This is a genomic window from Castellaniella sp. UC4447_H14, from assembly GCF_052978285.1.
In genome coordinates this window covers 1,593,940-1,608,975 of sequence record NZ_CM129666.1, presented here as the reverse complement: position 1 = coordinate 1,608,975, position 15,036 = coordinate 1,593,940, and the positions used below count along the sequence as shown (strand labels likewise).

General features: G+C 64.8%; 14 protein-coding genes, 1 tRNA gene and 2 pseudogenes. 9 read left to right on the top strand and 8 right to left on the bottom strand.

Annotated features, from left to right (window positions below; all coding sequences use genetic code 11):
* Positions 1–289: 289 nt before the first annotated feature.
* A pseudogene (gene cysE, locus ACVCMJ_RS07800) lies at positions 290–799 on the bottom strand (serine O-acetyltransferase); the annotation flags it as partial.
* A gap of 11 nt (positions 800–810) precedes the next feature.
* The gene (locus tag ACVCMJ_RS07795; protein ID WP_447080862.1) at positions 811–1,644 is read right to left on the bottom strand and encodes an RNA methyltransferase; all 834 of its coding nucleotides are present in this window, start codon (positions 1,642–1,644) and stop codon (positions 811–813) included.
* A 39-nt stretch (positions 1,645–1,683) separates the two neighbouring features.
* Between ACVCMJ_RS07795 and ACVCMJ_RS07790 the strand changes: the two genes are divergently transcribed.
* A complete protein-coding gene (locus ACVCMJ_RS07790; RefSeq protein ID WP_447080861.1) occupies positions 1,684–2,466 on the top strand; it encodes an inositol monophosphatase family protein in 783 nt (260 codons plus the stop codon).
* A gap of 12 nt (positions 2,467–2,478) precedes the next feature.
* Positions 2,479–4,056 (top strand): TerC family protein, encoded by a 1,578-nt coding sequence (locus ACVCMJ_RS07785; RefSeq protein ID WP_447080860.1) that lies wholly within the window; start codon positions 2,479–2,481, stop codon positions 4,054–4,056.
* Here the strand turns inward: ACVCMJ_RS07785 and ACVCMJ_RS07780 are convergent.
* The 3 genes from ACVCMJ_RS07780 to ACVCMJ_RS07770 all read right to left on the bottom strand — a co-directional run bounded on the left by ACVCMJ_RS07780 (position 4,013) and on the right by ACVCMJ_RS07770 (position 6,191).
* Complete coding sequence (locus ACVCMJ_RS07780) at positions 4,013–4,801, bottom strand: UDP-2,3-diacylglucosamine diphosphatase (protein WP_447080859.1); 789 nt, start codon at positions 4,799–4,801, stop codon at positions 4,013–4,015. The two genes, ACVCMJ_RS07785 and ACVCMJ_RS07780, sit on opposite strands and share 44 nt — an antisense overlap.
* On the bottom strand, positions 4,794–5,303 hold the full coding sequence (locus ACVCMJ_RS07775; RefSeq protein ID WP_447082701.1) for a peptidylprolyl isomerase: 510 nt from the start codon (positions 5,301–5,303) through the stop codon (positions 4,794–4,796). The genes ACVCMJ_RS07780 and ACVCMJ_RS07775 overlap by 8 nt, the downstream gene beginning before the upstream one ends.
* A 147-nt stretch (positions 5,304–5,450) precedes the next feature.
* Positions 5,451–6,191, bottom strand: a complete 741-nt coding sequence (locus ACVCMJ_RS07770) for a tetratricopeptide repeat protein (RefSeq protein ID WP_447080858.1) — start codon at positions 6,189–6,191, stop codon at positions 5,451–5,453.
* Between the two features lie 123 nt (positions 6,192–6,314).
* Between ACVCMJ_RS07770 and cysS the strand changes: the two genes are divergently transcribed.
* The 6 genes from cysS (at position 6,315) to ACVCMJ_RS07740 (ending at position 12,100) form a co-directional block, all read left to right on the top strand.
* On the top strand, positions 6,315–7,766 hold the full coding sequence (gene cysS / locus ACVCMJ_RS07765) for a cysteine--tRNA ligase (protein WP_447080857.1): 1,452 nt from the start codon (positions 6,315–6,317) through the stop codon (positions 7,764–7,766).
* A gap of 2 nt (positions 7,767–7,768) precedes the next feature.
* Positions 7,769–8,422 (top strand): DNA-3-methyladenine glycosylase family protein, encoded by a 654-nt coding sequence (locus tag ACVCMJ_RS07760; protein WP_447080856.1) that lies wholly within the window; start codon positions 7,769–7,771, stop codon positions 8,420–8,422.
* Positions 8,423–8,447: 25 nt separating this feature from the next.
* Positions 8,448–9,410 (top strand): acetyl-CoA carboxylase carboxyltransferase subunit alpha, encoded by a 963-nt coding sequence (locus ACVCMJ_RS07755; protein ID WP_447080855.1) that lies wholly within the window; start codon positions 8,448–8,450, stop codon positions 9,408–9,410.
* Positions 9,411–9,488: 78 nt separating this feature from the next.
* Positions 9,489–10,505 carry a tRNA lysidine(34) synthetase TilS gene (gene tilS / locus ACVCMJ_RS07750; RefSeq protein ID WP_447080854.1) on the top strand — a complete coding sequence of 339 codons (1,017 nt, stop codon included), beginning with the start codon at positions 9,489–9,491 and terminating at the stop codon, positions 10,503–10,505.
* Positions 10,506–10,617: 112 nt separating this feature from the next.
* A complete protein-coding gene (locus ACVCMJ_RS07745) occupies positions 10,618–11,886 on the top strand; it encodes an aspartate kinase (RefSeq protein WP_447082700.1) in 1,269 nt (422 codons plus the stop codon).
* A gap of 121 nt (positions 11,887–12,007) precedes the next feature.
* A tRNA-Ser gene (locus tag ACVCMJ_RS07740) sits at positions 12,008–12,100 on the top strand.
* Positions 12,101–12,174: 74 nt separating this feature from the next.
* Here ACVCMJ_RS07740 and ACVCMJ_RS07735 read toward each other — a convergent pair.
* Positions 12,175–12,372: pseudogene (locus ACVCMJ_RS07735) on the bottom strand (transposase); the annotation flags it as partial.
* Positions 12,373–12,958: 586 nt separating this feature from the next.
* Here ACVCMJ_RS07735 and ACVCMJ_RS07730 point away from each other — a divergent pair.
* Positions 12,959–13,342: an RNA-binding S4 domain-containing protein gene (locus ACVCMJ_RS07730; RefSeq protein WP_447080853.1), complete on the top strand. Its 384-nt coding sequence runs from the start codon at positions 12,959–12,961 to the stop codon at positions 13,340–13,342.
* A 101-nt stretch (positions 13,343–13,443) separates the two neighbouring features.
* Here ACVCMJ_RS07730 and ACVCMJ_RS07725 read toward each other — a convergent pair whose 3' ends face one another.
* Together ACVCMJ_RS07725 and ACVCMJ_RS07720 are read right to left on the bottom strand one after the other, a co-directional pair.
* Positions 13,444–14,424, bottom strand: a complete 981-nt coding sequence (locus ACVCMJ_RS07725; RefSeq protein ID WP_447080852.1) for a diguanylate cyclase — start codon at positions 14,422–14,424, stop codon at positions 13,444–13,446.
* Positions 14,425–14,485: 61 nt separating this feature from the next.
* Positions 14,486–14,989 (bottom strand): hypothetical protein, encoded by a 504-nt coding sequence (locus tag ACVCMJ_RS07720; protein WP_447080851.1) that lies wholly within the window; start codon positions 14,987–14,989, stop codon positions 14,486–14,488.
* Positions 14,990–15,036: the final 47 nt, after the last annotated feature.

Here is a 15,036-nt window from a genome sequence, read left to right as displayed (position 1 = left end):
CATCCGCGGCGTTCGCCCCTGGCTCCGCACCGCCTCCGTTGCGTCCGCCCTGCAGCAGATCCTGCAGGGGCTTGGTCGACCACTTCGACGGGGGCTCGTCGGGGCCGCATAGTGGACCCGGGCCACCGGGCTGCCAGCGGGGACTGGGGGCGGGCACGTCGTCCGCTCGCGCTTCAGCCTCTGGGCGTGGGGCAGCGATGTCCGTCAGGGGGGCGGCCGCGAGATCGGGGGCACCGGTCCCGACGCCGCTGCCGGTCTGGCTGGCGGTGTCCGTGTGCCGATCTTCCCGCAGGATCACGCGGGCAGGGTTGCCCACCGCTGTTGCACCCGCCGGCACCGGCTTGATGACCACGGCGTTCGATCCGATGCGCGCATGCGCACCCACCGTGAAGCCGCCGAGTATCTGCGCGCCGGCACCCACCACCACGCCTTCTCCCAGCGTCGGGTGGCGCTTTTCGCCTTTGTACAGGCGCGTTCCGCCCAGGGTGACGCCCTGGTAGATGGTGCAGTCGTCGCCGACGTCGGACGTTTCACCGATCACCACGCCGAAGCCATGGTCGATGAAGACGCGCCTCCCGATGCGGGCGCCGGGGTGGATTTCGATGCCGGTGAGCATGCGCCCCAGATGCGATGTGAAGCGCCCTGCCCAGTGCCAGCCCTGGACCCACAGCCGGTGGGCCAGGCGATGGATGAGGATGGCATGCAGGCCCGGATAGCAGGTCAGGATCTCGATGCGGCTGCGCGCCGCCGGATCCCTTTCCAAAATGCAGCCAATGTCTTCTCGGAGTTGCTTGAACATGGGTGGGACGGTCAGTTTGCAGGATCTGGGGTATCGGCGGTGTGCGCCACCGACTGGATCATGGCGGTGCACACCCCGCGCATCATATCAACCTCGTCCACGCTCAGGCGGTTGCGCATCCACATCTGCCGCACGCGCGGGACGAGTTTTTTGGGGTGCCGCGGATCCAGGAACCCCACGGCAACCAGCGCCCGCTCGAAGTGATCCAGCATGGCCTGCACGCGTTCGCCGTCGGCGGGGTCGGCGCCAGCGTCGTGATGCTGCGCATGCGTGTCGGGCAGGCGGGCTTCGCCCGTGAGCGGCAGCAGCGCGTAGCGCATTTCCCAGGCGGCCAGTTGAAGGGCCTGCGAGACATTCAGCGAGCTGTAGGACGGATTGGCCGGGATATGGCAGACCTGCTGGCACAGCGTGATGTCTTCGTTGGACAGCCCCGAGCGTTCCGTACCCAGTACCATCGCGACTTCCGTGCCAGGTTGCATCAGGTGCCGTGCGGACTGTGCGGCCGCTTCGCGGATGTCGCAGGGCGGTGATTCGATGGCTCGCGCCCGCGCCGTCAAGGCGAAAGCCAGCGTGACCGGCCCCAGGGCATCAGCCAAGCTATCGTGGATGCATGCCTGTTCCAGGATGTCGCCGGCACCGCTGGCCAGGGCGTGCGCGTCTGGATGATGCAGCACGTCCGGGTCGTGCGGCGTGACCAGATGCAGCGCGCCGAAACCCATGGTCTTGATCGCGCGCGCCGCCGACCCGACGTTGCCGGGGTGGCTCGGGCTCACCATGATGAAGCGGACATGGGCGAAAAGTTCCCCGCCATTGTGCGGGGAATCTGAGGAATGCGGCAGAGTCATTTAAAATAAGGTCCGATTACCCGTGATCTTTGGAAATCTATGCATCCGATGCTCAACACCGCCATCAAGGCGGCGCGCCGTGCTGGCGCCATCATCAATCGTGCCAGTCTGGACCTGGAGCGCCTGAACGTCGCCCGCAAGGGACCCAAGGACTATGTCACCGAAGTGGATCGGGCTGCTGAAGAATCCGTCATCGACATTTTACGCACAGCCTACCCCGAGCACAGCTTTCTGGGCGAGGAATCGGGAGCGCATCCAGCGGGCGGCGATCACCCGGAGCCGGAATTCCAGTGGGTGATCGATCCGCTGGACGGCACCACCAACTTCATCCACGGATTTGCCCATTACGCGGTGTCCATCGCCCTGCTGCATCGGGGTCAGGCGGCTCATGCCGTGGTCTACGATCCGACGCGCAACGAAATGTTCACGGCCAGTCGCGGCAGCGGGGCCTTCCTCAACGACCGCCGCGTACGCGTCTCATCCTGCATGCGCTATCACGACGCGTTGCTGGCCTCTCATATCCCGCACTCGACCGCGCTGCCCGTATCCTCGCCCTTCGTGGGCCTGTTGGCTGAGTGCGGGGCCGCGCGCCGCACCGGTTCCACGGTTCTGGACCTGGCGTGGGTATCCTGCGGCCGCCTCGATGGGTTCTGCGGTGTTGGACTCAAGCCGTGGGACATGGCGGCGGGCAGCCTTCTGGCGCTGGAGGCGGGCGGCCTGGTGGCGGACTTTCGGGGCGAGCAGGACTGGATGGCCTCGGGCAACGTGCTGGCGGCAGGCCCCAAGATGCTTGCCCAGATGCTGTCGTATCTGCGGAACTGACGGGACTGCTCTATGGAATGGTTGCTGGATCCGGCAGCCTGGGTGGGTCTCTTCACCCTGATCGTCCTGGAAATCGTTCTGGGGATCGACAACCTGGTGTTCATTGCCATCCTGGTGGACAAGCTGCCGCCCAAGGAGCGTGATCGGGCGCGGGTTCTTGGTTTGAGCCTCGCGCTGTTCATGCGGCTGCTGATGCTCACCCTCATGTCGCACCTGATTCTGCTGACCGATCCGCTGGTGCATCTGGGCAGCTTTGCATTCTCCGGGCGCGATCTTATCCTGATTGGCGGCGGATTCTTCCTGCTCTTCAAGGGCACGTTCGAACTTCACGATCGCCTCGAAGGGCGCACCCAGCACGCCACGGGGTCGCGCCTGCATGCAAGCTTCTGGGTCATCGTCACTCAGATCGTAGTTCTGGATGCGGTGTTCTCGATCGACTCGGTAATCACGGCGGTGGGGATGGTGGATCACCTCGTGATCATGATGGCGGCCGTCATCATCGCCATGGCCATCATGCTGGTTGCCTCCAAGCCGCTCACTGGCTTCGTCAATGCTCATCGGACCGTGGTGATCCTGTGCCTCGGGTTCCTGCTCACGATCGGCTTTTCATTGATTGCCGAAGGATTCAGCTTCCCTGTGCCAAAGGGCTACCTCTACGCGGCGATCGCCTTTTCGGTCTTGATCGAGACGTTGAATCAATGGGCCACGCGGAACGTGCGCCGGGCGGAGATGCGCCGTCCGATGCGCGAACGCACGGCCGAGGCGGTCCTGCTCATGTTGGGCCGAAAACCATTGCCGGGAGTGGAACCCGAAGGCGAGCGCATCGCGCCGCCCGCGGCCGCGTTCGGCGACGAGGAGCGGAACATGGTGAGCGGGGTGCTGACGCTCAGCGACCGGAACGTGCATTCGGTGATGACGCCGCGCACCGACGTGTCCTGGATCAATCTCGAGTCCCCCGCCGAGGAATTGCGCGCGCAGATCATCCGCGAACCGCACAGCTTCTTCCCGGTGTGTCGCGGCACTCTCGACGAGGTTGTGGGCATAGGCCGCGCCAAGGAGCTGCTGCTCGACCTGCTCGAGTATGGCCACATCCGGGAGACACGGCTGCGCGAGCCGATCATCGTGCACGAGACCATCCAGATCCTGCCGCTCATGGAGACGCTGAAGCGTTCTCACGGGCTGCTGGTCATGGTGGCTGACGAGTTTGGCTCGATTGTCGGGGTGATTACACCCATCGATATCTTCGAGGCCATCGCCGGCGAGTTCCCCGACGAGGACGAGGCGCCGGACATCATCGTCCAGGGCAAGGGCCGCTGGCGCGTGGATGGTGCGGCCGATCTGCACCATCTGGAGCAGATGCTGCACACCGACGGGCTGGTGGACGATCGTGAGGAATACTCCACCATCGCGGGCTATCTGCTCAGCCGGTTCGGCCGGCTGCCCGAGGTGGGCGACTTCTGCGAGCTCACGCATGATTACGATGGCTTTCGATTCACCGTCGCCGCGTTGGAAGGCCGCCGCATTGCCGCCGTCCAGATCGAGCGGATCAATCCTGCGGACCCTGAAGCGGAACTCGAGCAACTGGCCTGATGCCCTGCGCGTCCACTTCGATCCAGCCGCCCCGCGCGGGATCTGCCTGATCGAAGTCCCAGTCTGGAAGCACATAGCGCCGCGCGGGGCGTCCGGCGACCGACATTTCGTGCAGGGCGGGGCGATGCGTGTGGCCGTGGATCATCTGGGTGCATCCGGCCTCGCCCAGGACTCGTTCGATGGCTTGGGGCTGTACGTCCATGATCTTCATGGTCTTGCGGCCGCGCGCCCGCCGGCTGCGGGCGCGGGCGCCCCGGGCAATGGCCCGGCGCAGGCCCAGCGGCAGGGCCAGGAACAAGGACTGGATCCACGGTGTGTGCACAATGCGGCGGAACCGCTGGTAATGGATATCGTCCACGCAGTATTCGTCGCCGTGGGCGATCAGGATGTCGCCTGCATCGGTGCCCAGGACTGCGGGCGTGTCCAGCAGCCGGGCCCCCAGCGCACGGGCGAGCGCCGGACCCATGAGAAAGTCGCGGTTGCCGTGTACCAGCCAGAGCGGGATGGCCTGGGCTGTGGTGCGCAACTGCGTGATGGCTTCGGCCAGCCACGGAGGAGGCTGTCTGAGCGCGTGATCGTCGCCGATCCAGGCGTCGAAAATATCGCCGCACAGGATGAGTGCATCGGCGTCCCGGCGCGCCCACGCCAGGAATGTGTAGAAGGCCCCGGCCGTATGTGGAACGCTGTCGCCCAGGTGGATGTCCGAGGCGATCCAGACGGTGCCCCGGATGCCGATCTTATTCAACCAGCGTGGCGCTTTCGATGATCACGTCTTCGACCGGCACGTCCTGATGGAAGCCCTTGTTGCCGGTCTTCACTTTCTTGATTTCGTCGACCACGTCCGTGCCTTCGATCACGCGCCCGAATACGGCGTAGCCCCATCCGTTCGAGGTCGGCGCCGTGAAATTCAGGAAGTCATTGTCGGCCACATTGATGAAGAATTGCGCAGTGGCCGAATGCGGGTCGGCGGTGCGCGCCATGGCCAGTGTGTAGCGATCGTTCTTCAGCCCGTTGTTGGCTTCGTTTTCGATCGGCGCATGGGTCTGCTTTTGCTTCATGCCGGGTTCGAATCCGCCGCCCTGGATCATGAAGTTGTTGATCACACGGTGGAAGATCGTGCCGTCGTAGAACCCTTCCTTCACGTAGGACAGGAAGTTTTCGACGGTCTTGGGTGCCTTTTCGGCATCCAGTTCAATGAGCATGTCGCCCTTGTTGGTGTGCAGTTTGACGTGCGGATGAGAGCTCATGGATGTGCCTTGAGTGGGAGTGAGGGGAGCGGACGCGGCGCCCGCCGGAGGACTGGCGAGAACCAGGGCGCAGCCCAGGCCGAAAAGACGCATCCAGCCAAGCAGGATACGCGGAAAAGTCATAACCATATGCGCCTGCAAAAACCGTCATTGTGCCGCAGGTTGGGGTTTCGTGCCGCCTTTTGCAGGAACGGTCGCGGGAACCGGAGCGGGCGCGGCGGCCGGTTGCCCGGGGCGGGCGGCGCGGGCGCGGGCGAAGGATTCATGGGCCAGCTGCATCTGCACGCGGCCCAGGTTTTCCAGAGCCGGCGCGAAATTCGGCACCGAGACCAGCGCCATATTCAGTGCATCGCGGGCCTGTTCGAGCGAACCGCGGCGAGCATACTCGATCGCCAGTGCATTCCAGGGCTCGGGGAGCTCCGGGAAATCGGTCGTCATCTGGCGCCAGACCGCCAGAGCCTGGTCGTGTTCGCCCAGCGCGTCGAGTGCGCGGCCGCGCTGGTATTCGAGCTGCACGTCCGTGCCGATGGCACCGGACCGGGCACGTGCCTGCGTGCGCTGCTCGATCAGGGTCATCGCCGCCCGCGGATTTCCGGCGTCTATCAGTGCCGCGATACGGGCAGTCACCTGGGCCGGCGTGAAGGGGACGCCGGTGTCGACCGAAGGCGTGATCTTTTTGAGCAGGTTCGCGAAGGCCTCCCAGCCGCCCTCGGGCGCTTGGGGCTCCGTGAAGGTCCCTGTCTGGGCGTCGTAGGTCAGTCCCGTCCCGGTGGATGGCTGGGCCGCGGATGCCGCCGGACCGCCTCCGACGTGCGTCTCGGCGCTGAGCGCCGGCGTGGCCGCCAGGCAGGCACACAAGGTTGCCAAGGTGAGCGAAAGACGAATCACGACACGCCTATGGGGTTCTGGGTTTGAGTCGGAGGGCAGTATACTTGGGGGCTCATTTTACATCCCCGTAGGTCGCCGCATGCGTGCGGTACATGGGGTTCGTTTGCACTTTTCCACCCCACCATGCTGCACGTCCACAATACGCTCACGCGCCAGAAGACCCCGCTCAAGACGGCCCGACCCGGTGTGGTGCGCATGTACGTGTGCGGCATGACGGTTTACGACTTCTGCCACCTGGGCCATGCGCGCATGTTGGTGAGCTTCGACGTGGTGCAGCGCTGGTTGCGGGCGTCCGGCTATCGGGTGCAGTACGTGCGCAACATCACCGACATCGACGACAAGATCATCCGCCGTGCCGTCGAGCGGTCCCTGTCGATCCGCGAACTGACCGATTTTTTCATTTCGGCCATGCACGCCGATGAACGCGCCCTGGGGGTGCAGCCTCCCGATTTCGAGCCGCGCGCGACCGAACACGTGGCGGGCATGCTGGACATCATCGGCGTCCTGGAGTCCAAGGGGCTGGCCTATCGGGGAGCCGATGGGGACGTCAATTTCTCGGTGCGCAAATTTCCGGGTTACGGAAAGCTCTCGGGCAAGTCGCTGGACGACCTGCGTGCCGGCGAACGGGTCGCCGTATCGGCCGGCAAGCAGGATCCGCTGGATTTCGTACTCTGGAAGTCGGCCAAGCCGGATGAGCCGCCCGATACTCGTTGGGATTCCCCGTATGGCCCGGGCCGCCCGGGGTGGCACATCGAATGCTCCGCCATGAGCCACAGCCTGCTGGGCATGCCGCTGGACATCCACGGCGGGGGGCCGGACCTGAAATTCCCGCACCACGAAAACGAGATCGCCCAGAGCGAAGGCGCGTTTGGCGGCACGCTGGCCACGACCTGGATGCATTGCGGCCCCATGATGGTGGACGCCGAAAAGATGTCCAAGTCCCTGGGCAATTTCCGCCGCATCCGCGACACGGTGGCCCAGGCGGGTCAGGACGACGCACAGGCGGACTACGCTGCGAATCCTCGCGAAGCCGAGATGCTGCGGTTCTTCCTGGTGCGCAGCCATTACCGCAGCATGCAGAATTACGCGCCCGACAATCTGCGCGATGCCCAGCATGCGCTGGATCGCCTGTATCAGACGTTGGTGAACGTGCCGGCCGACCCTGTCTCCATCGACTGGGCGGTGCCGGCGGCACAGGCGTTCCGGGCGGCCATGGACGACGATTTCAACACCGCGGGGGCCGTGGCCGTGCTGTTCGACCTGGCCGGTCAGGCCAATCGCGAGTCCGACCGACAGGCCAGCGGCCTGATGCGGGCGCTGGCCGGCATCCTGGGCCTGCTCCAGTGCGATCCCATGGCCTACCTGCAGTCGCCCACGCGCTTTCTGGCCGAAGGCGCTCAGGCCGATGCGGCCGCGCTGTCGTCTCAGGCGATCGATGCCCTGGTGGCCGAACGCACTCGGGCCAAGGCCGCCCGTGACTTCGTGCGCGCCGATCAGATCAGGGACGAGCTCAAGCATCAGGGAATCGAACTGGCCGATGTCCAGGGCGGTGCCACTCGGTGGCGGCGGGTGTAGCCGTGGACGCTCAAAGGCCCGAACAGGCATTGGCGCGGCCTGCGTATTGGTCCCAGGCCTGCGATTTCCTGATCCAGCGCGACCGTATCATGCGCCGGCTCATTCCGGTCTATGGCCATGAAAGCATGGGCGCCTGTCATAGTCCGTTCCAGACACTCAGCCGCATCATCGTCGGCCAGCAGATTTCGCTGAAACTGGGGCGCACGCTATGGGCTCGCCTGGTGCAGGCCTGTGGCGAGGACATGCGGCCGGACTGTATCAGCCAATTTTCCGAGGCGGACCTCCGCGCGTTGGGACTGTCTTTGCGAAAGGCTCAGTACCTGCGAGACGCGGTGGCGTTCTTCACGGTGCCCGAGCGCATGGACGCGGCTTGGTGGCACAATCAGGAAGACGCAGCCGTCGTGTCGCGGTTGTGCGAGATCCGCGGGGTGGGCCGCTGGACCGCGGAAATGTTCCTGATCTTCTTCCTCGGGCGGCCCGACGTGCTGCCGTTGGACGATACGGCGCTGTTGAAGGCGATTTCGCATCATTATTTCAGCGATGAGCCTGTCTCGCGTTTCGAAGCACGCGAGGTCTCACAGGCCTGGGCCCCATGGCGCACGGTGGCGAGCTGGTACTTGTGGCGCAGCATGGATTCAGCGGCCGTCGAATATTGATTTTTCCACTGGAATTCCCGCACACATGCGAAATACCTTTCTAGAATTCGAACAACCTCTGGCAGAGCTCGACCAGAAGATCGAGGAGCTGCGTTATGTCCAGACCGATTCAGCGGTGGACATCTCCGAGGAAGTCGGACGCTTGCAGCAGAAGAGCCAGTCCCTGGCCAAGAGCCTCTATGCCAAGCTCACCCCCTGGCAGACGGCCCAGGTCGCGCGCCATCCGCAGCGCCCCTACACCATGGATTATGTGGATGCCGTGTTCAGCGATTTCCACGAGCTGCACGGCGACCGGATGTACGCCGATGACCAGTCCATCGTGGGCGGGCTCGCGCGCTTCAACGGCACGGCGTGCATGGTGATCGGGCACCAGAAGGGCCGCGACACCAAGGAACGCGCCATGCGCAACTTCGGCATGCCGTTGCCGGAGGGCTATCGAAAGGCCCTGCGCCTGATGAAGCTGGCGGAGAAATTCCAGCTTCCGGTCTTCACTTTCGTCGACACCCCGGGCGCCTATCCGGGGGTGGGGGCCGAGGAACGCGGCCAGTCCGAGGCCATTGGCCACAATCTGTTCGCCATGGCGGGACTGCGTGTCCCCATCATCACAACCATCATCGGCGAGGGCGGCTCGGGCGGTGCGCTGGCCATTGCCGTGGCCGACACGGTCATGATGCTGCAGTACGCAACCTATTCGGTGATTTCCCCCGAAGGCTGCGCTTCCATTCTGTGGCGCAGTGCCGACAAGGCCTCCATCGCCGCCGAGGCGCTGGCCATCACGGCGCCCAGACTCAAAGAACTCGGTCTGATCGATCGCGTCGTCAATGAGCCCGTCGGAGGCGCACATCGAGACCCCTCCACGATGGCGCGCCAGTTGCACCGTGCGCTCGCCGACGCCCTGCGCGAGCTCTCCGGCCTGGAACCCGACGAGCTGCTGCGCCGGCGCCGCGCGCGGATCGCGTCGTATGGGCGCTACACCGAGTCTCGCTGATATCCGGGCTCCAACGACACAGATTCGCCAGGCGGGGTAGATCGCCCTTCGTTCATCGCCCTTCGTTCGGACGCAGCCGTGGTTTCCTTCGATATCGCTTCAGCATGTGACCCCAGACTGCTGCAGGATCTGGGCGATGGGCTGGGACCTTTGCCGCCCGGCACTGCGGTCGGCGTGGCGCTCAGCGCAGGGCCGGACTCCGCCATGCTGGCGCTGCATGCGGCATGCATGGCGCGCGACCGGGGCTGGGCGATCCACTGTTTCCACATCCATCACGGGTTGCAGGCGGGCGCGGACGCCTGGCTTGCCCAGGCACATCGCCTCGCCGCGTTGCTCCAGGTCTCCTGCCACAGCCGCCGCGTCCGGATCGATATCCGCGGGCGGGGCGTAGAAGCGGCCGCGCGCGAGACGCGCTACGAGGCGTTGGCCGAACTGGCATCGCTGGCCGGTGTTCGCCACGTGCTGCTGGCCCACCATTTGGATGACCAGGCTGAGACGGTCCTGCTGCGCTTGTTGCGGGGCGCCGGACCCGAGGGGTTGTCCGCCATGGCGCCCGTGGTTCAGCGGGATGGCCTGGCCTATCATCGCCCCTGGCTGGATGAGCCTCGGAGCCGGATTTTGGCCTGTGCCGAGCGCTTCGCTCTCATCACGGGCTGGCGGCCCGTGCGGGATCCCAGCAATGGCGACGTCCGTTACGCCCGCGGAACCGTCCGTACCCAGTTGGCGCCGCTGCTCGACGCTCGCTGGCCAGCTTGGCGCCGGACGCTGGCGCGGCATGCGCGCCAGGCGCGTGAATTGGCGTCGTGGCACGCCGAGGCGTCGGCCCGGGATTGGACCGCGCTGGATCCCGACGCCGATGACCGCAGCTTCTCTCTGGCGGCGTGGCGAGCGCTGCCCGCCGTCCGCCAAGGGCTCCTTCTGCGCTACTGGCTGCGGCAACTGGGCCTGCGCATGCCGACGGATGCCCGCCTGCAGTCCTGGTTGCGCCAGTTGCGGGGCGTCCACGCACTGGGCCACGACCGCAACGTGCGGTTGCGGCATGGCGATGTCTGGATCGTGGTCCAGCGCGGACGCGTGCGGATTGTGGATGCGTGATGGACTCGCCCGATGAGGTCCGTCCAGCTGCCGTCCCGGAAATCGCAGGTAAAATAAGCAGTTTTGGCGCTGGCGCAACTGTCTGGCCGGCCGTTTTCCTCAACCCTGATTCATCATGCTGATCGTCCAGAAATACGGTGGCACCTCCATGGGGTCCATCGAACGTATCCAGAACGTGGCCCGGCGGGTGGCCAAATGGCATGCCGCCGGCCATCAGGTCGTGGTTGTGCCGTCGGCCATGTCGGGCGAGACCAACCGCCTGCTGGGGCTGGCCCGCGAACTGTCTCCCCAACCGGATCCGCGCGAACTGGACATGCTGGCCGCGACGGGCGAGCAGGCCAGCAGCGCGTTGCTCGCCATTGCCCTGATGCGTCAGGGCGTGTCCGCACGCAGCTATACGGGCTGGCAGGTGCCGGTCCTGACCGACAGCGCCTACACCAAGGCCCGCATCCAGTCCATCGATGACAGCCGCATCCGTCCCGATCTGGAGTCAGGGCGTGTGGTCATCGTGACGGGATTCCAGGGCGTGGACGCCGATGGCCACATCACGACGCTGGGCCGTGGCGGCTCGGATACGTCGGCTGTCGCCGTCGCCGCCGCCATGAAAGCCGATGAGTGCCTGATCTTCACGGACGTGGACGGCGTCTACACCACCGACCCGCGCGTGGTCCCGGAAGCGCGCCGCATGAACGTGATTTCGTTCGAGGAAATGCTGGAGATGGCGTCCCTCGGCTCCAAGGTCCTGCAGATCCGTTCGGTGGAATTCGCCGGCAAATACCAGGTGCCCCTGCGTGTGCTGTCGTCATTGACCGATCCGATGATCCCGGTGGACGTGGAAATGCATTCCGGCACCCTGATTACTTTCGAGGAAGACCAGAAAATGGAAACCGCCGTTGTCTCCGGCATCGCCTTCAGCCGCGACGAAGCCAAAGTCACTCTGCGCAACGTACCCGACACCCCGGGCGTGGCCTATTCGATCCTGGGGCCGGTAGCGGCCGCCAACATCGACGTGGACATGATCCTGCAAAATATCTCGCAGCAGGGCATGACGGACTTCTCCTTCACGGTCAACCGCAACGACTTTGTCCGCACGCTGGAGCTGCTCAAGCACCAGATCGGTCCCACCGTGGGCGCGGGCGAGGTGGTCTCCGACGACAAAGTCGCGAAGGTTTCTATCGTCGGGATCGGCATGCGCAGCCACGTGGGCGTCGCCAGCCTGATGTTCCGCACCCTGGCCGAGGAAGGCATCAATATCCTGATGATCAGCACGTCCGAGATCAAGACTTCAGTGCTGATCCACGACAAATACATGGAGCTGGCGGTGCGGGCCCTGCACAAGGCCTTCGAACTCGACCAGGTCACCGCCGTTCCCGAGGCCTGATCGCGTTTCGGGGCCCGCCGAACCCGCCGGCGCCTGCGTTCAGCAAGGCGGAACGCGGGTTTCGGGGGAGTGCGGGCCCGGCTTTCGGGCAAAATTTCTATGCTAGAATGCCCGTCTTGCTGGAGACATGGCCGAGTGGTTGAAGGTACTCCCCTGCTAAGGGAGCATGCGGCTTATACCCGCATCGAGGGTTCGAATCCCTCTGTCTCCGCCAGTAACACCGATCAAGAATGACCAGCACCATGGGCTCTACCCGGCTCTACCCCATTAACGGGGGATGGGCATTCATCAGACACGGTTGATGACACCGTTCCAGCCGCATTGAGCCAAGACTCTCAAGCGGTAATTCTCAAAGTTCCTGAAGCCGTACGCCCTGCGCGAGAGCATTTCCATTTTAGTGTGAAAGCCCTCGGTAATCCCATTGGATTGTGAGAAGCGCCCCATGCGCGCGATGGGCTCCAGCCACGATGTTGACGTAGCGGCCAGTGCCGGACCGGGCTGCAGGCTCAATAGGGCAACCGCGGGAATCTTTCCTTCATCAATTTCAGGAAACGGGCCCGGTCCTTGACGCGCCTCTTGAGACGTTCGATCTCGTCGAGCGGAGAGGGAGGGGGGGCGGCCAGTCCATGTTCACTGCTTGCAGCTTGGGGCCAGGGAGGCTGGCGACTAATCGATATGAAGTCATAAGGGGCTCCAAATGTCTGGCTCAGTTTGTCGTTTATTTCAGGCCAGTGGTTGCCCGTTGCCGGACGTTCCAGCTTCGAAGAGGCTGGTGCGCAACGGGCAGCATGCGTGACGCATGCGATTGTGCCGGAGACTGGTTCAGCGACTCGCCGAGTGGCGGCGCCGGGGAAGAGTATCTTGCTTCGGTCTGCTCAGTGTGGGGCCTGCAGGAGCAGGTAGCGAGCTTTGCTTTGTATATGTTGTTACGGCTGAATCACACCAATCGCATGGTGGCGCCCGCTTTCAGGGCGGCGGCAACACTCGCGGCAGAGGCACAAAAGCTCTCGTGATTGCATGCCGCGTGCGTATCGCCTATGGTTGAATCCAATACATCACCGGAAGGCTCCGCATGGATAAACTCAGGCTCGACAAATGGCTGTGGGCGGCACGCTTTTACAAGACGCGCAGCCTCGCGGCACAGGCTATCGTCGCCGGCCGAGTCAAGGTCAATGATCAGATCGTGGCCAAGCCCGCGCGCGAAGTCGCCTTGGGCGACCGTGTCCGGATACGCAAGCCGAATTACGACGCGGAGGTCGAAGTCCTGGGCTTGAGTGCCATGCGCGGGCCGGCGCCGCAAGCGGCGTTGCTTTTTCACGAAACGCTGTCCAGCATTGCGGCGCGCGAGCAATTGGCCGAACAGCGGCGCCTCGCGCCGGAACCGGCGCTGGACTACGGTACCGGCCGGCCCACCAAGCGCGACCGCCGCCTGATTGACGAACTGCGGGGGCGATGAGCGGGCTTGCGCGTCCGCGCCCGCCCCTACGGACAATGAACGACACAACGGTGTCCGTCGGCGCAGCAGCCCTTCGCCGCACCCGTCGGCGCAGCGGCCCGTCAGCGCAGCAGTTTGACCCGGTTGCGGCTTCGCTTGGCCCTGTAGAGCGCCCGGTCGGCGCGTGAGAAAAGCGTCTCGAAATTCTGGTCGTCGGGCCGCAGCGTGGCAACGCCCAGGCTCGCCGTGACCCGGAGCTCGGGATGCTGGATGCTGACGACACGCTCCGCCATCCATTTCCGGATGCGTTCCGCGATCTCCGCGCCCATATCGATATCGGTGCCGGGCAGGAGCACGGAGAATTCTTCGCCGCCCGTCCGGGCCAGCAGATCGTCGTCGCGGAGCGCCCGGCGACCGCATGCGGCAAGATCCTGCAGGACCGCATCGCCGACCGGATGGCCGTGGCGGTCGTTGACAGCCTTGAAGTGATCCAGGTCGATCGCGATGATGGTCAATGCCATATCGTAGCGGCGGGAATGTGCGAATTCGTATTCCGCGCGCTCGAGGAACGACCGCCGATTGGCGACGCCCGTCAGGCTGTCGGTGCGGGCTTCCCGGCGCAGGCGCTCGCGGAGGTTGCATAGTTCGGTGATGTCAGTGTTCACGCCGATCAGCGCGGGTGTTCCGTCCGCGCATTGCCAGGGAACCTTGACCACCCAATAGTGGCGCATCCTGCCGTCCGACCCGACGAACGACTCTTCGCCGACCTGCCGTTGGCGGGATTCGAAGACCTGCCGGTCCAGTATCCGGTGCGTTTCGACGGCCCTCAGCGGCATGACGTCAATGTCCAGCTTGCCGATGATGGACTCCACCGTCCGGCCGAAGGTCTCGGCGACGCGCCGGTTGACGTAGCGCATCCGGCCCTTGGCGTCCTTGATGTAGACGTGAGCGTCGATGTTGTCGAGAATGGTGTCCAGCAGGGTCTTTTGCTCGCGGATCCGGTCCTGGAGCAGGCTCTCGGCCCCGGCTGCAGTCGGATCCGCCTCACCGGGGTCGGGATCCGGATTGTCGCTTCGCGGGGGTAGCGGTCGGGGCTCCGGCATGGGCTGTGCGCTTGTGGGTCAGGGGAGCGGCGTCGTGGGCCGCCGGTGTAGTGTAGAGGAATCAGAACTCGCCGAACATCCGGTCATGTTCGTACATGGGATCGGGCCCGGGATTGAAGTGCGTGACGTGGCTGCCATCGTGGCCGAAGTACACGTACATCAGCGAGTTCCAGACGTGATCCTGCCGGTAGCGGTAGCTCCACACGAGTTGCCGCACGCTGGGCAGCCCCACGGTGTCGATGATGGCGGGCGGCCCGAATTCGCAGCGGACCTGCTCGGGTGTCCAGGTGCCCTGGCGCAGGACCTCGAAATGCTCGTCAGTGAGAATCGGTACGACGGCCTGCACGCGCCCCTGGGTGTCGAGGTTGCCGCCCCAGGCGTATTGCCCGACCGGCTGCTGGGACCAGATGACCCGTTGCCGGCCGTTCCGGTCAGTGCATTGGAGGGTCGGCGCACCGAACTGAGTTTCGATCCGGGCGAGCGGCGTGTCGGGCGGTGTCTGGGCAATGTCGGCGCAGCCTGTCAGCATCAGGCAGGATAGGAGAAATACCAGTGTTCGTGTCATGATGCTAGGCCTCCCGGGGTTGACCCGCGCCCCCTCGATGTTCGCGA